This window comes from Mesorhizobium sp. M1217 (assembly GCF_040318275.1).
In the GTDB taxonomy this organism is placed as follows: domain Bacteria; phylum Pseudomonadota; class Alphaproteobacteria; order Rhizobiales; family Rhizobiaceae; genus Mesorhizobium.
The window spans coordinates 178044-193032 of sequence record NZ_JAMYMA010000003.1 but is presented as its reverse complement, the minus strand read 5'-3'; the positions used below and the strand labels follow the sequence as shown (position 1 = coordinate 193032).

13 protein-coding genes are annotated in these 14989 nt (G+C 62.1%); 5 read left to right on the top strand and 8 right to left on the bottom strand.

What is annotated here, in order from left to right; genetic code table 11:
- Positions 1-4: 4 nt before the first annotated feature.
- Complete coding sequence (oiaX, locus tag NKH37_RS06090; RefSeq protein WP_353004783.1) at positions 5-1267, bottom strand: 3-oxo-isoapionate-4-phosphate decarboxylase OiaX; 1263 nt, start codon at positions 1265-1267, stop codon at positions 5-7.
- A 183-nt stretch (positions 1268-1450) separates the two neighbouring features.
- On the opposite strand from oiaX, the gene NKH37_RS06085 reads away from it, so the two are divergent.
- Entirely contained in the window at positions 1451-2164 is a 714-nt protein-coding gene (locus NKH37_RS06085) for a transcriptional regulator NanR (RefSeq protein ID WP_352590684.1), read from the top strand.
- Positions 2165-2475: 311 nt separating this feature from the next.
- Positions 2476-3444: a GlxA family transcriptional regulator gene (locus NKH37_RS06080; RefSeq protein WP_353004780.1), complete on the top strand. Its 969-nt coding sequence runs from the start codon at positions 2476-2478 to the stop codon at positions 3442-3444.
- Between the two features lie 78 nt (positions 3445-3522).
- Here the strand turns inward: NKH37_RS06080 and apnL are convergent, their stop codons facing one another.
- From apnL to NKH37_RS06045, 7 genes are all read right to left on the bottom strand, one after another.
- A complete protein-coding gene (gene apnL / locus NKH37_RS06075; RefSeq protein WP_353004778.1) occupies positions 3523-5430 on the bottom strand; it encodes a D-apionate lactonase in 1908 nt (635 codons plus the stop codon).
- Positions 5427-6461, bottom strand: coding sequence for a Gfo/Idh/MocA family protein (locus NKH37_RS06070; protein ID WP_353004776.1), 1035 nt, complete (start codon positions 6459-6461; stop codon positions 5427-5429). Before NKH37_RS06070 ends, apnL begins: the two co-directional genes overlap by 4 nt.
- 1 nt (position 6462) lies before the next feature.
- Entirely contained in the window at positions 6463-7527 is a 1065-nt protein-coding gene (locus tag NKH37_RS06065) for an ABC transporter permease (RefSeq protein ID WP_023720264.1), read from the bottom strand.
- Positions 7524-9068: a sugar ABC transporter ATP-binding protein gene (locus NKH37_RS06060; protein ID WP_353004774.1), complete on the bottom strand. Its 1545-nt coding sequence runs from the start codon at positions 9066-9068 to the stop codon at positions 7524-7526. Before NKH37_RS06060 ends, NKH37_RS06065 begins: the two co-directional genes overlap by 4 nt.
- Positions 9065-9718 (bottom strand): DUF2291 family protein, encoded by a 654-nt coding sequence (locus tag NKH37_RS06055; RefSeq protein WP_352918270.1) that lies wholly within the window; start codon positions 9716-9718, stop codon positions 9065-9067. The genes NKH37_RS06060 and NKH37_RS06055 overlap by 4 nt, the downstream gene beginning before the upstream one ends.
- Before the next feature lie 113 nt (positions 9719-9831).
- Positions 9832-10773: a D-ribose ABC transporter substrate-binding protein gene (locus NKH37_RS06050; RefSeq protein WP_023675475.1), complete on the bottom strand. Its 942-nt coding sequence runs from the start codon at positions 10771-10773 to the stop codon at positions 9832-9834.
- 265 nt (positions 10774-11038) lie between these two features.
- Positions 11039-11866, bottom strand: a complete 828-nt coding sequence (locus NKH37_RS06045; protein ID WP_353004772.1) for a phosphogluconate dehydrogenase C-terminal domain-containing protein — start codon at positions 11864-11866, stop codon at positions 11039-11041.
- A 361-nt stretch (positions 11867-12227) separates the two neighbouring features.
- Here NKH37_RS06045 and NKH37_RS06040 point away from each other — a divergent pair, with 361 nt between their 5' ends.
- The 3 genes from NKH37_RS06040 (at position 12228) to NKH37_RS06030 (ending at position 14731) form a co-directional block, all read left to right on the top strand.
- Entirely contained in the window at positions 12228-12902 is a 675-nt protein-coding gene (locus NKH37_RS06040) for a DUF2161 domain-containing phosphodiesterase (RefSeq protein ID WP_352918274.1), read from the top strand.
- A gap of 145 nt (positions 12903-13047) precedes the next feature.
- A complete protein-coding gene (locus tag NKH37_RS06035) occupies positions 13048-13473 on the top strand; it encodes a hypothetical protein (RefSeq protein WP_352918276.1) in 426 nt (141 codons plus the stop codon).
- 67 nt (positions 13474-13540) lie between these two features.
- The gene (locus NKH37_RS06030; RefSeq protein ID WP_023720257.1) at positions 13541-14731 is read left to right on the top strand and encodes an NADH-quinone oxidoreductase subunit D; all 1191 of its coding nucleotides are present in this window, start codon (positions 13541-13543) and stop codon (positions 14729-14731) included.
- Positions 14732-14989: the final 258 nt, after the last annotated feature.

Genomic DNA, 14989 nt, shown 5'->3' with positions numbered 1-14989 from the left:
GGCGTCAGGCCGCCTTGCCGTCGCCGAACTTCTCGATCGACCGCGCCAGCTCGACATGGCTCAAGGCATAATCCGCCAACGGGATGTCTTGGACCGCCGCCTTCCAGGCCTGCTGCACGGCGCGCACGCCGGCGCCCGGCCCGTCCGGGTGGCTGACGATGCCGCCGCCGCAGAGATAGAGAAGATCGACCGTCCGGCCGGTTCGCTGGAAGGTTTCAGGCGCCTGCCCGCCCCACTGGCCGGAGCCGGCGACCGGCAATGCGCAATCGGCCGGCGAAAAGATCGGCGTGGTCACCGCCTTGAAGGATTCGACGAAGGACCAGTCGGGTTCCCAGTATTTCGAGGCGATGCCATTGATCTGGAATTGGTCGACGCCGAGCAGCCGCCAGAACTGCTGCCAGACCTTGAAGTCCATGCCGAGGCCAGGATGACGGGTGAGAATGTCCCAGCCATTGCGGTGGGCATGAAGCACCAGGCTGGAGCGCTTTCGGAGGTAAGCCATGCCGCCAAAACCTATCGAATTGATGTTGACCACAGCACAATTGCCGCCGGCCTTTGCCACCAGGTCGTGGTTTCGCATCATCTCGTCGGGATCGACATGTGAGATGCCAAAGGCATACATGACCTTCTTGCCGGTCTTCTGCTCGTGGTCGAGGATCAGCGGCATGATTGCCCTCACCCGCTCTGACAGCGGTGAATAGGCCGGGCTCATCAGCTTCTCGTCGTCCTTGATGAAATCGACGCCGGCGGCAATCAGCTCTTGCACCATCGAGGCCGTCTCGTGCGGGCGGAGTCCCAGCGCCGGCTTGACGATGGTCCCGATGATCGGACGGTCCGCGACAGCGGTGAGCCTGCGGCTGCCCGTGACGCCGAATTGCGGGCCGGGATGCGCGCCCCGGTACTCCTCGGGTAGCTTCATGTCGATCACACGAATGCCGGACAGGCCCTTGATCGAAAACGTGCCGCCGATGGCAATGGTCATCAGCGCTGACAGGTCGGTGCCGATGGCCTCCAGCGGAAAGGCAATGTCGACGTCGGCGCGCTTGACCGGGCCATTGCCGGCTTCGGGACCGGTTTCGGGAAGAGACGGCCGATCCGCATCCGGCAGATGCCGTATCGCCAGGACCCGCGCCGCGACCCTGGCCTTGAGCTCTTCGGTCTCGCCGGCTAGCGCGACGAAGGTTCCGGTCGACTGGTCGCTTGCGATCTTGGCCGCCAGCGCCTCGATACTGTCCGGCGTTTCGATGCGATAGGTGAGAACAATCATATTTGCGCGGCCTGCCGGGGTGGTTCGAAAAAGGTTCCTTGGCCCTCGAAGTCTGGTATAATGAGTACATAAGCATTGCAAGCCCTGTCCGGCCTGGCGAGAAAAGGCGGGCGGGCGACAGGCGTTCCGGAACTCGCGGTGGAAATGCTAGATAGAGGCCGGTCATAGGAGTGATTCGCGACGATGAACCGTTCGGAGCCGATCGTCCGGCGCAAGCTTTCCGACGAAGTATTCTTGAGACTGAAGCGCCTGATCACCAGCGGCGAATTGCAGCCGGGCGACGACATGCCGTCGGAGCGCGAACTGATGGAGCGCTTCGAGGTCGGCAGGCCGGCGATCCGCGAGGCGATGCAGGCGCTGAGCAATATGGGGCTGGTAGCGATCTCGCATGGTGAGCGGGCCAAGGTGCTGCAGCTGACCGCCAAGTCGATCATCAAGCAGGTCGATGGCGCGGCGAAGATCATCCTGTCATCGTCGAAGGATACGCTCGAGCACCTCAAGAACGCGCGCATCTTCTTCGAGCGCGGCATGGTAAAGGAAGCTGCTGAAAAGGCCACCGCCGAGGACGTGCAGCGGCTGCGCGCAACGGTCATCGAGCAGCGCAGCTTTCGCGGCGACTCGGAAGCCTTCATATCCGCCGACATGAAATTCCACACCCAGATCGCGGCAATATCCGGCAACCCGATCTACGTCGCCGTCAGCGAGGCAATGCTTGGCTGGCTAAAGGAATACCACACCGAAATGCTGATCTGGACCGGCAAGGAAAAGTTCACGCTGACCGAGCACGAAGAGATCATCGAGCGCATCGAAGCCAAGGATGCGGATGGCGCCGAGAAGGCGATGATCAAGCACCTCGAACGCTCGCGTGCGCTCTACGTGATGAATTCCGGCAACTGAAAATCAAGCGCAGGTCTCTACCGGCGTCGCGGTCGGGACTGTGTTCTCGGCCTACTGACTGACCACAGGTCAGCCTGAGTCGGGACCGGCGCAGTTTGCTGTAGCCGTTTGAATCCGATGTATGTGCCGCATTGTTTTCATTCAGTGATTTCAGCATTTGCATCTTTCCAGCCATGATTTCCGCGGCCGCTTTCGTCAGCGAGCCCGTATACGGCCATCCTGGAGGCGCCGCTCTTTTTCTAGAATTGGCAATTTTGACAAAGACTATGCTAGACTTGCCATCCGGCGAGAACGACACCGGGAGTACCGCAATGGCTGTCAGGAGCCTCCACGTTGTGATCTGGCTGCCGTCGAATTTCTATTCGGCCGTTGTCTCGACTCTGGTCGAAATGTTTCAGCTTGTGAATGACGTCTGCCGTTCACAGGTTCTTTCCTGTGAGTTCGTTTCAAGGGGCACGCCGTCGACATCAAGCACCGGAATTTCCTTCCCGACAAAGGTTCGACCATCGCGAAAAATGGATGTCCTGATTCTCATTGCGATGCCGGGTGTCGAGATTCCGGAGCTTCTGCGCTCGCTCGACGAGGAGAGTGAGCATTCAAAACCGCTGATCGCGCTCGCGCAGCAGCAGGAGGCAATCATCGCAGCACATTGCGGCGCATGTTATCTGCTCGCCAATTCAGGATTGTTGGACGGCAAGCGCGCAACGATATCCTGGTGGCTGAAGAACGAGGCAAGCCGCCGGTTTCCGCAAGTGCGATGGGACGCTTCCCGCCTGCTCATTCGCCAGGACCGCCTTTACACATGCGGAGGCGGGTTTTCCGGACTGGAACTCGCCAGGGCTTTGCTGATCGATCTGGGCTTCTCGAAGGAAGAGCGGATCATTCGAAAACTTCTGGTTCTTCCTCCGCCGCGCACATTTCAGAGTCCCTACGAATTTCCTCTCGACGAAATATCGAACGAGGCCAGCCCATTCGAGAACAAGCTGCGCGAACTCTCGAAAGACAAGATGTCGGAAATCGATTTGAACTTTCTCGCAACCGAATTTGCGATGTCTTCGCGAACCCTGTCTCGCAGGTTTTTCGACGAGTTCCAGACAACGCCGGGAAAATGGATCCAGGAAAGGCGGCTGGAGTTGGCAAAATCCATGCTTGAGGAAACGAAACTGAGCGTTTCAGAAATTTGCTATCGGGTGGGATATCAGGACGTCGCCTCGTTCAGCCGTCTTTTTTCCAGGACGACTGGAATGGCACCAGGCGAGTTTCGAAAGCAAATCGGGTGACAAGCCGGCAGCGGACATGCTGCGGCTAGGGGCAACCGTTGCGGAATTGCGGCGATTCATGAACCCCGGCATATGACTTCAGCCGATCCGGACAATTGCGTAAGGCGTCATCACAAGACGGTCTCGGCCCGACGCGTCGCGCTGAATCTGGCGTGACGTTCGTCCGTCCCAGATCTTCAGAAAACCCTGATCGGAGCCGAGCCCGGAAACATCGACTGGAACGTCGACCGGGGTAAGGTTCGCCAGCCAGACGATGATCTTGCCTGTCTGGGCGCGGCCGGCCAGTGCCAGCACGCGCGTCTCATCAGTCGTTGTCGCCGCGACATGCGCATGGCCGGCCAGATCGCAAAGTCCTTTCACCGCGTGGAAAATCGGCCGGGGTGTACCTTCTTCGACAGGTTCGCCCGACGAGGCCAGTACGCCGAATGGTCCGGTGAGGCTGCAGAGCGTGAGCATTTCGAGCCCGGCAGGGGCGAGGCGTGCGGCATAGCCGATCGTCCACGCGGCCCCGAACAGTCCGGCATGGCGAGGGTCGCGGTCGGCCATGGCAATGCGCTGACTGTCGGGATTGGCCTTGGTCGCGCCGCCATAAGGGTTCTGGCGCATGGCAATGGTCGACGGCCCGATCCGATAAGGTTTTGTTCCGAAGATCGCCCGTACAGACGCGGTGATGAAAGGCAGCGCCTCCAGCGATTGCATGACGCTGAGATCGTCGGCGGCATGCACGATCGGGCAAGTGCAATGCGTGACGAAATCGAGCGGGTCGGCCGGCACACGCTTGCGGTTGAGTTCGGTGAAATAGCTGAACATGCCGCCGCCGAGGCGGGTGTCGGGAAAGGCACGCCGCGCCGCGGCATAGACATCTTCGAGCGGCGGGCACTGCGGCCATGCGCTGCCCGGCGGCGTCGACTGCCGGTCGACCGAGGGCGAAACGGCAATGGCCGAGAGCTTGAGCCCGGCCTTGCGCACCCTGTCGGCGACGCCTGAAAGCTCGACGTCGAGATCGCCGTCGCCGGCAATGACACATTCGAGCGTTGTCCGAGCCGGATAGGCGGCGGCCAGCCTGGCGTAGGACCGCAAGGCGTCGAGCCCGTGGCCGCGCGTCGGGTCAAAGTGGAACATCAATTGCTGCGGGCCAAGCTCGGACAGCACCGACAGCTTGCTCAGCGCGGCCTCGACCTCATCCGGGTAGATGATAATGCCGACATCCGGCAGCACCGGTCCGGCTTGGCCGAGCGTGACACGAATCGGTTCGGCGGTTGCCGCGGCGTGCGGCACTTTCCCGCCACCCTCCACCCGCAAGCTGATGGTCTGGCGGAAGGGCTTGCCGGCAGGCAGCACGTAGGGCCATGGCAGCGCGAGCGGGCGGACATAGGTCTTGTAGGAGGCATCCGACCAGTTGCGCTGGTCTTCCATCTCGAAGGCATCGCCTTCCATACGGCATTCGGCGGTGACGCCCGCCCGGACCTCATGGGTGATCGCCCGCAGATCCTTGAACGGCTGCCAGGGATCGATTAGTTCTGGGAGCCGCGTTGCGACCACGCTGCCGTCGGTAGGCTCGACCGTGACCGGGCTGCCGGCCAGGCCGGCAATCGGATGCAGGATGCAGAAGCCACAGCGATTGGTTTCGAAATCGCTGTCGGGACGAGCGCTCACGTCGAAGACCAACTGACCATCGGCGGAGCTCTTGATGGTCGCGCGGAAGCCGAGTCGACTGCCGTCCGGTGCCTGGCAACTTGCCGAATAGCTGACGGAAAATGCCTCGGTATCTTGCTCGATGGCAAGGTTGGTGAGCGCCGGCTCGTAGGTGCCCCAGTCGCGATCTCTGACGATATAGGCGATGGCGCGCAGAACTTCGGTGCCGCCCTGCCGAATGTTGCGCAGATTGCCGTTGACGAAGTCCGCCGTCAGCGCACCGGCGCGCAGCCTGACCGGTTCGACTTCAACCGCATGCGTGCCGTAAAGGAGGAAGGCGTCGGCTGTCATTTCAGCAAGGCGTCGAGTTGCACCGGTTCGCGGCTTGCGGCGCCGGCATAGGCCGCCTCGACCAGCGCCAATGTCTTGAGGTTGTCCGCGCCCGAGGTCGCGGGCTCGGTTCCGTTGGTCAAGCAATCGACCCAATGCTCTTGAATGGCGACGACGCTTTCCTGGATGTTGTGCCACGGCCGCGATGCCCAGGGCAGCAGCGGCGGCGAGACGTCGCTGACAGCCGTTCCGCTCCTGCCGGTGACGGTGAGCCGGTAGCCCTGCGCCAGCCGGATCGTGCCGTCGCTGCCGTCGATTTCGATCAGCGTCTGCGGAAACGGCTCAGTCGCGAGCTTGCTCGCGTAGCTGCAGTCGACCACCGAAGTGGCGCCGCTCGTGTGGTCCATGAGCATCGTCGCAACATCCTCGCCGGCAATGGCAGGGTTGACGCGCGCCGTTCGTGCAGTGACCGTCGAGACGTCGCCCAGCAGAAAGCGGGCGATGTCGAGGATGTGGATGCCGAGGTCTTCGATAATGAAGCGCTTTCCCGTCGCCAAATAGGGCTGGCCGGAAAACACGTCGTAAGCCGATCGAAACGAGATCCGTCCGAAGAAGGGTGTGCCGATGTCGCCGCTGTCGAGCACGGCACGCACCGCCTGGATCGGCGACTGCCAACGAAAATTTTCGTGCACCATCAGCGGCACACCGGCGACGGCGCATGCCTTCACTATCGCCTTGGCGTCGGCAAGCGTCGGCGCGAACGGTTTTTGGCAGATTACCGGCACGCCGTGCTGCGCCGCCATCTCGACGAGGGGACGGTGGCTCGGCGCGGTGGTGGCGATGTCGACGAAATCCAACCTTTCGCCGGCAAACAGTGCTGCCGCGTCGGTATAGCGCCGCGCGACCCCGAACTGGTCGCCGACGATCCTCAACCGGTCCGGATCGCGGTCGCAGATGGCAGCGATCGAGGCACCCTCTATGTCGCGCCAGGCATGCATCTGGTTGACGGCGAAGAAGCCGCAGCCGATCAGCGCTCCCCGCAGTTCCGTCATGTCAGCCGGCCTTTGCCATCTGCATCAGCGTCACCCGGCTCTGCAGCCGGCGCTGTGCCTGGTCGACGACGACGGCGACGATGATGACGAGGCCCTTGATCACCATCTGCCAGAACGAGCTCACCCCCATCATCACCAGCCCGTCCGAAAGAATGCCGATGACGAAGGCGCCGACAATGGTGCCGCCAATGGTGCCGCGTCCGCCCGACATCGAGGTGCCGCCGAGCACTGCCGCGGCAATGGCGTTGAGTTCGAAGCTCTCTCCGGTCGCCGGATGCGAGGCCATCAGTTCGGACGAGATGATCAGCCCGACGATCGCCGCGCAGAAACCGGAGAACATGTAGACGAACATCTTCACCATGTTGACGCGGACGCCCGAAATCCGCGCCGCCCGCTCGTTGCCGCCAACGGCGAAAATGTGGCGGCCGAGCGGGGTGTACTTGGCGAGATAGGCGGCCCCTAATGCAACAACGAGCAAAATCCACAGCGCGACGGGCAGGCCGAGCAACCGGCCGGCGCCGAGAAAGCCGAATCCGGTGGTGCCAAGCTCCGGCTTGCCGACGAGATTGGGGAAGGTGCGCCCGTCGGACGACAGCAGCGCCAGGCCGCGCGCGACATAGAGCACGCCGAGCGTGGCGATGAACGGCGCAACGTTAAGCCTGGTGATCAGCAAGCCGTTGACGGCGCCGATCAATATGCCGACGGCAAGCGTGATCAGCGCGATCTCGAAGACGTTGAAATAGATGGTATAGCCGACCTGCAGGTCGATGCCGTTGAGCACGAGATAGCCGGCCACCATGCCGCACAGGCCGACGATCGAGCCGACCGACAGGTCGATGCCGCCGGTGATGATGACAAAGGTCATGCCCATTGCGAGGAATGCGTTCAGCGCCACGTGCTTCGACATCAGGATAAGATTGGCGGCCGAGAGGAAATTGGGGGCAGCTATCGAGAAGAACAACAGCACGGCGATCAGCGCGATGAACGTCCTCGCCTTCATCAGCGTCAGCAGGACCGAGCCGCTCGAAAGGGAGGTGACCGCCGCCTTGGCTGGAATGTCAGTCATGCGCCTTGCTCTCCGTGCGGGACCGGTCCGTGGCCGAGCGCCGAGGCAGCGACGATTGCGGCCTCTGTCGCCTCGGCGCGGTCGAACATGCCGGTCAATTTTCCATTGCTCATCACCGCGATGCGGTCGGACAACGCCATCACCTCATCGAGATCCGAGGTGGCAAACAGGATCCCCAGGCCGTCCCGCGACAGCTTGCGCATGGTGCGGAACACGTCGGCCTTGGCGCCGACGTCGATGCCGCGGCTGGGCTCGTCCATCAACAGCACCTTCGGCCCGGTGAGCAGCGCCTTGCCGATCACCACCTTCTGCTGGTTGCCGCCCGACAGCGACGAGACTTCCTGCGCCGGATCGGCGACCTTGATCGCCAGTTCGCGCACGGTCTGGGCCACCGCCTGTCGTTCGGCGGCACCACGAATGTGGAACAGGCGGACGAACCGCGACAGGCTGGCCAGCGTCAGATTGCTGGCGACGGAGAGGATCGACACCAGCCCTTCGCGCTGGCGGTCTTCGGGGATCAGCGCCAGGCCGCGGCGGATGCGTCGCGTCGTGTCCCGCTCGTGCACTTTTTTGCCGGCAATGAATATCGTTCCGGTCGAATGGCCGTGACGGCCCATGATGCAGTCGAACAGCTCGCTGCGTCCGGCTCCCATCAGGCCGTAGATGCCGAGAATCTCGCCGGCGCGCAGCGACAGCGAGACGTGGTCGACCGCGAGCCCGCCGGTGACACGCGGCAGGCAAATGTCCTCGGCACGGAATATCTCTTCGCCCGGAACATGGCCGTCGGCCTTGGCGAAGTCCTTGGCGTCGGAGCCGATCATCTGCCGCACGATCCACTGGGTATCGACGTCTTTCATCTCCGCCTGGCCGGTGATGCGCCCATCGCGCAGCACGGTGATGGTGTCGCCGATGCGGATCAGTTCCTCGAGCCGATGCGAGATGTAGACGATTGCCACGCCGCGCGCCTTGAGGTCGGCAATCACCTTGAACAGGATCTCGACTTCCGCCGCGCTGAGCGCCGAGGTCGGTTCATCCATGATCAGGATGCGCGCGTCGAGCGAAACCGCCTTGGCGATCTCGACCAGTTGCTGCTGGCCGATGCGCAGATCCTCGACCAGCATGTCGGGCCGGATGCCGGCTTCCAGGCGTTCAAGGAACTCCGCCGCGCGGCGCTCCTGCTCTTTGCGGTCGATCTTGCGGAAGCGGTTGGTGATCTCGCGGGTGGCGAAAATATTTTCGGCGACAGTCAGATTGCCGAACAGGTTCAGCTCCTGGAACACCATGCCGATGCCGCGATTCACCGCATCCCCGGATGACGAGAAGGAAACCTCCTCGCCGTCCAGCAGAATGCGCCCGAGTGTCGGCTGCTCGACGCCCGCGATGATCTTCATCAGCGTCGATTTGCCGGCTCCGTTTTCGCCGACCAGCACGTTGACCGCGCCCTTGCGCACCTCGAAATTCGCCCGCTTGACTGCGACGGTGCCGGAATAGACCTTCGAGACATCCTCCAGCTTCAGGATGACATCTTGATCGCCGCTCATGGCTTCGGCCCGATCTCTGCCTCCGCCGGCGTCACCAGCGGCAGGTCCTGGCCACTGCCCGGCGTATAGGCGCCAAGTACCTCGACGCTGCGGCCCTCGAGTGTCTCGCGCGGCAGCTTGGAAAGCACGGTCTTGTCGGCATAGGCGTTGAACGCCTTGCCGAACTGGGCGAAGTCGATCTGATTGGTGAAATCGTTGAACTGGATGAAGTCGAGGCTGTCGCGCAGGGCGGTCCCACGCATGGCGGGGCCGATCTGCACCCGCGCATCGGCCTTGCCGTCGCCGTCGGCATCGATGTCCATCGTCGCCGCCCGTGACTGTGTGTTGGCTGCAACGACCTTGCCCTCGAGCCGAACGGCGAAGGTCCATGGCGAATTCGCCTGCTTCTTCGGGTTGCCGTATTTCGCGCCGGCAGCGGCGGGGTCGGCCTTGGCCAAGGCATGCACCTCGGGAAACGGCCCGGCCTTCTGCTGCAGATAGGGTATCACCTTCGTCGCCCAGATGTCCTCGACCAACTTGTCGGGATTGAACGCGGAGCCAGTGCCGCCGTTTTCCGCCGACGGCGTCGGCAAGATCTTGCAGGCGGTCAGGCTGACTATTGCTGCGAGGAACAACGCGACAAAGATCGGCCGGGTCAGCGTGTTGAACATGTCGGCTCGTTCGGCATGGCGGTCAGGAGCACCCAGAGAAATGGAAGCAAGGGCGAAATGGAAGCAAGGGACGAACCGGAGGCTCGTCCCTTGCTGCCTGATGTTACGCCGGCTCAGTTGGTGAGCGCGAACGTCTCGAGCTTGGCGGCATTGTCGCCATTGACCAGGACGCAGTCCATCAGCTGCTTTTCTTCGGCGGGAGACTTCTTGTTCTTGATGAAGTCGTTGGCCTGCTCGACCGCCATCTGCGCCTGCGCGAAGGCCGGCTGCAGGACTGTCGCCTTGATGCCGCCGGAGGTGATCGAATCGCGCACGTCGTTCGACCCGTCGAAGCCGACGACTATGACGTCCTTGCGGCCGGCAGCGGCGAGTGCCGCATAGGCGCCCATCGCCATCGTGTCGTTGCCGGAGATCACGCCCTTGATATCGGGATTGGCCTGGAGGATCGATTCCATCTTTGAATAGGCCTCGGTCTGGCTCCAATTGGCCGACTGCTGCGCCACCATCTTCAGGTCCGGATAGTCGTCGATGACGTCGTGGTAACCCTTGGAGCGGATGCCGGCATTGGTGTCGGATTCCTTGCCGACGAGCTCGACGAAATTACCCTTCTCGCCCATCAGCTTGACGAATTCCTGCGCGCCGAGCTGGGCGCCCTGATAGTTGTTGGAGACGATCTGCGCGACGGCAACGCCGGTGGCATTGATCTCGCGATCGATCAGGAATGAAGGAACACCTGCGTCCTTGGCCTTCTGCACGGCGGCAACGGTGGCGTCGGCGCCGGCATTATCGAGGATGATTGCCTTGGCGCCGCGGCCGATCGCCGTGTCGATAAGTTCGGACTGCTTGTTGGCATCGTCGTCATGGACGAGTACCAGCGCCTCGTAGCCGAGTTCCTTGGCCTTGGCCTCTGCGCCGACAGCTTCCGCCTTGAAGAACGGATTGTCATGCGAGGGCGTGATGATGGCGATCAGATCCGCCGCATAGGCGGGTGCGGCCGTGCCAAGCGCCAGCATGCCGGCGAAAGCCGCAAGCGTCATTCTGCGTGTCAGTTTCATGTATTCCTCCCGTTGAAAACCGTGCCTTGATCCCAAGGCTATATGCATTCAATTCGTTAGCCAGCGCGGATCGCGGATCGCGTCAGGTTCACAAGCCCTTTGCCGGCTTCACCTCGATCGATCGTTTCCCCGCTATCCTCCACTCGTCCAGGCCCTGAGCTTGCTGCGAAGCTTTGACGGTCCGAGCCATTGAACAGCTAAGCCAACTGGTATGATGAGTCAATGACAATTTCAGGTGATATGTTCCGGAAGACGCGTCGCGCCCTCAGGTGATGCGCTGAATGCTCGCGGCAATCTCCTCCGGCTCGAACACCCGCTTCCAGTCGTCGCGCATCAGCACCGGCTTGCCGAACTCTATCGCCTTGTTGCAGGCGTCGGAGAACACGCCTTTGGTTTCGCCGAAGATGACGGCGCCAAGCACGTTCATATGGCCAAGCAGGAAGTCGAGCGCCGCCTGCTTGTCGACCCCGCGCGCCACCACCTCGTCGACGGCCTCCTTCATGACGACGAGCAGCGAAGCGCATACCGTTTCCGAAAGGCCGGGCTCGAGCAGCGCCATTTGATCGACAGTGACGCGATGCGAGCGCATGACCGGGGCCCAGATGATCTTGGCGATCGCCTCACCCTTGGCGAAATCTTCCTCCGGTCCCTGCATCAAGGCGCTGACCATGTGCTGCTTGGCCTTGACGCCGCCGAAATAGTCCTTCTTGGCCGCCATGTCGGTCTCGTCGTTGAAGATCGGCGGGTGGCACGGGTGGGTGACGAAATAGGTCAGGTCCGGTCGCTGCGGCAAATGCCCGGCGAAAGGTGCCGCGGCGTCGAGCACGACGACCATCGTGCCTGATGGAAGCTTGCTCTCGATGCTCGCCGCGACCTTGCCGATATGCGTATCCGGCACCGCCAGGATCACCACATCAGCGCCATCAAGCGCCTCATCGGCGCTGACGGCATCGATGCCGAGGCCCGACTTCAGCCGCTCGCGGCCGACGTCGCCGACCTCGACATGGCGTACCGTATAGGGAGATCCGCGAAAATTGGTCGACAGGCGGTAACCCATTTTGCCGCCAGCACCAAACAGCGCAATCGTTGTCATTGTCCGTTACTCCTGATTTCCAACGACGGCCCTGCCGATCGTCATCCCATTGACTTGTATGCACATTGCCGCCGGCTGGCGGATTAGAAAAGGCGGGGAGCCGCCGCTCAAATGACGATGCCTGGACGATGTCCCGGGCGCTCGGATGTCCAGCACAGCGCAGCTATGCGGGCATGCTACCTCAGGTACATATTATACCAGCATACCAAATTGGCAAGCGGCCGTGGCACGGCTCTGCGCCACCGGCGAGCCGCAGCAATCGCTTGGGTTTGGCCGTCGTTTACCTCCTGTTCAATGGCAATGAGCGATCATCGCGCTGAACTGCCAATCGGGCGGGATGATTCGCAGCGAACAAAGGCCCATGCTCGAGACTTCACTCTACAGCCCGGTCAAGACCTTCCTCGAAGGCCTGGGATTCATGGTCAAGGGCGAGATCGGCGGCTGCGATCTGCTGGCGCTGAGTGCCGACTCTCCACCGATCGTCGTCATCTGCGAGCTAAAGCTGAAGTTCAATCTCGAGCTGGTCCTTCAGGGCGTCGACCGTATGGCGGTGAGCGACGAGGTCTGGCTCGCAGCATGCATGTCGGGCCGTGGCAAAGGCCGTGAGAGCGATGTGAGGTATCGCAATCTCTGCCGTCGCCTCGGCTTTGGCCTGCTTGGCGTGCGGACGAACGGCGAGGTTCAGGTGCTGCTCAGCCCGACGGCATTGGCTCCGCGTAGGGATTCCCGGCGCCGCTCGAAACTAATCGACGAACATCAGCGTCGGCAGGGCGATCCTGTCGCCGGCGGCGGCTCGCGTGCGCCGATCATGACCGCCTATCGCCAGCAGGCCCTGGCATGCGCCGCAGCACTCGCGGACGGCCCAAAGCGGCCGCGTGACTTGAAGCCCAACCTGCCGAACGCGCCCAAAATCCTGCTGCACAACGTGTATCGCTGGTTCGCGCGCACCGATCGCGGGATCTACGAACTGACCGCTCAGGGCCGTGAAGCATTGCAGCGCTGGCCGCAGCCCGATCGCAGCCACACCGCTGCCTGAGACAGGCAACGCCGGATTTCGCACTCGCTTCCGCGACAATCACGGCTTCGGCAAGACAGCAACCTCGGTGACGGAACCATATTTCGACACGATGGTTGTGTCGTCACCGAATTGATCATCCCTGAGCAAAACGGAAGGAAAGGCCATGCGGCTATCGACGACAATTGCCACACTCTCGGCACTGGCTCTTGCCTCGCCGGTCTATGCGCAATCCGTGGGACCAGAGCTTGTCCCTGTCCCGCCGACGGCCCCGCAAACCCTGCCAGAGCAAGCCACGCCCGAAGGGGCCACTCCCGACCAGGCTACACCTGACCAAGCCTTCTCCGCGCAGAATTTCACCGCAGTGACAATCGTGGCGATGGAGGATCTGCCTCCTGACATCAAGGCACAGGCGGAGGCCGTCGTCACCCAGACCAGCGCCGAGGATTTGCGTATCCTGCAAAGTTCGATCGACGCATCGCCGCAGGCGGCATCGGCACTGGCAGCGAACGGGCTTAATTCCACGCAGGTCGTGGCCGCCAATATCGACGGCGACGGCACGCTGACGCTGATCATCCAGACGACGACGTGAGCGGCTGAAAGCGGACAAGCCGGTTCCGGCATGGAACCGAAGCCCGCCTGGATCGCGGAGGACTGTCATGGCCGAGGCTGCAGTTCGCAACTTCACCATCAATTTCGGGCCACAACATCCCTCCGCTCACGGCGTCCTGCGGCTGGTGCTCGAACTCGACGGCGAGATCGTGGAACGCGCCGATCCCCACATCGGCCTGCTGCATCGCGGCACCGAAAAGCTCATCGAGTACAAGAACTACCTGCAGGCCCTGCCCTATTTCGACCGGCTCGACTACGTCGCGCCGATGAACCAGGAGCACGCATTCTGTCTCGCCGCCGAGAAGCTCCTTGAAATATCGGTTCCGAAGCGTGGGCAACTCATTCGCGTGCTTTTCTGCGAAATAGGCCGGCTTCTGTCGCACCTCCTCAACGTCACCACCCAAGCCATGGACATCGGCGCGCTGACGCCGCCGCTCTGGGGTTTCGCCGAACGCGAGAAGCTGATGGTCTTTTACGAGCGCGCGTCCGGCGCCCGCATGCACGCGAATTATTTCAGGGTCGGCGGCGTGCATCAGGATCTGCCGCCGGAGCTCCTCGACGACATCTGGAATTTCTGCGATCCGTTTCTCAAGGTCTGCGACAATCTCGAAGGGCTGTTGACCGAAAACCGCATTTTCAAGCAGCGCAATGTCGATGTCGGCGTGATCGGCCTTGACGATGCCTGGGCCTGGGCCTTCTCCGGCGTGATGGTGCGCGGATCGGGCGCCTCCTGGGATCTGCGCAAGGCGCAGCCATACGAATGCTATCCGGAGATGGATTTCGATATCCCGGTCGGCAAGCATGGCGACTGCTACGACCGCTATCTCGTACGCATGGAGGAAATGCGCCAGTCGGTCCGGATCATGCGGCAATGTCTGGAAAAGTTGCGCTCGCCCGAAGGCCAGGGGCCGGTCGCGATCCCGAACCGCAAGATCACGCCGCCGCCGCGTGCCACGATGAAGCGCTCGATGGAAGCGACGATCCACCACTTCAAACTTTATACAGAAGGCATTCGCGTGCCGCGCGGTGAAGTCTATGCCGCCGTCGAGGCGCCGAAGGGCGAGTTCGGCGTCTACCTCGTATCGGACGGAGGCAACATTCCCTACCGATGCAAGATCCGCGCACCTTCCTTCGCCCACCTGCAGGCGATGGATTTCCTGTCCCGAGGCCATATGATCGCCGATGTTGCCGCGATCATCGGCTCGCTCGACATCGTATTTGGAGAGATCGACCGCTAAAGTGGGTCGAAGGGTATTTGGAGAGATCGACCGCTAGAGCGGATCGAAGGGTGTTTGGAGAGATCGGCCGCTCACCAGGTCGAAGGATCTTCCACGATCGCGGGATTGTTGTCCCTAGCCAGATCGCACATGCCTGGACGGCGCTCGAACGCCCGTCGGACGAAGGCTCTCAATTGCGGCGGGCCAACTCAAATTCTCGGATCAAAGACGGACGCATGGCCGCGACAAGGCGCAGCCAAGCGTCAAGGAGTTTCACAA

Bases quoted from the DNA above. Each gene is read 5' to 3' on its own strand.
- NKH37_RS06055 (WP_352918270.1), bottom strand. From the start codon at position 9,718: ATGTTCAACACGCTGACCCGGCCGATCTTTGTCGCGTTGTTCCTCGCA.
- NKH37_RS06035 (WP_352918276.1), top strand. From the start codon at position 13,048: ATGCGGCTATCGACGACAATTGCCACACTCTCGGCACTGGCTCTTGCC.
- apnL (WP_353004778.1), bottom strand. From the start codon at position 5,430: ATGACAGCCGACGCCTTCCTCCTTTACGGCACGCATGCGGTTGAAGTC.
- NKH37_RS06060 (WP_353004774.1), bottom strand. From the start codon at position 9,068: ATGAGCGGCGATCAAGATGTCATCCTGAAGCTGGAGGATGTCTCGAAG.
- NKH37_RS06040 (WP_352918274.1), top strand. From the start codon at position 12,228: ATGCTCGAGACTTCACTCTACAGCCCGGTCAAGACCTTCCTCGAAGGC.
- NKH37_RS06045 (WP_353004772.1), bottom strand. From the start codon at position 11,866: ATGACAACGATTGCGCTGTTTGGTGCTGGCGGCAAAATGGGTTACCGC.
- NKH37_RS06065 (WP_023720264.1), bottom strand. From the start codon at position 7,527: ATGACTGACATTCCAGCCAAGGCGGCGGTCACCTCCCTTTCGAGCGGC.
- NKH37_RS06030 (WP_023720257.1), top strand. From the start codon at position 13,541: ATGGCCGAGGCTGCAGTTCGCAACTTCACCATCAATTTCGGGCCACAA.
- NKH37_RS06085 (WP_352590684.1), top strand. From the start codon at position 1,451: ATGAACCGTTCGGAGCCGATCGTCCGGCGCAAGCTTTCCGACGAAGTA.
- NKH37_RS06070 (WP_353004776.1), bottom strand. From the start codon at position 6,461: ATGACGGAACTGCGGGGAGCGCTGATCGGCTGCGGCTTCTTCGCCGTC.
- oiaX (WP_353004783.1), bottom strand. From the start codon at position 1,267: ATGATTGTTCTCACCTATCGCATCGAAACGCCGGACAGTATCGAGGCG.
- NKH37_RS06050 (WP_023675475.1), bottom strand. From the start codon at position 10,773: ATGAAACTGACACGCAGAATGACGCTTGCGGCTTTCGCCGGCATGCTG.
- NKH37_RS06080 (WP_353004780.1), top strand. From the start codon at position 2,476: ATGGCTGTCAGGAGCCTCCACGTTGTGATCTGGCTGCCGTCGAATTTC.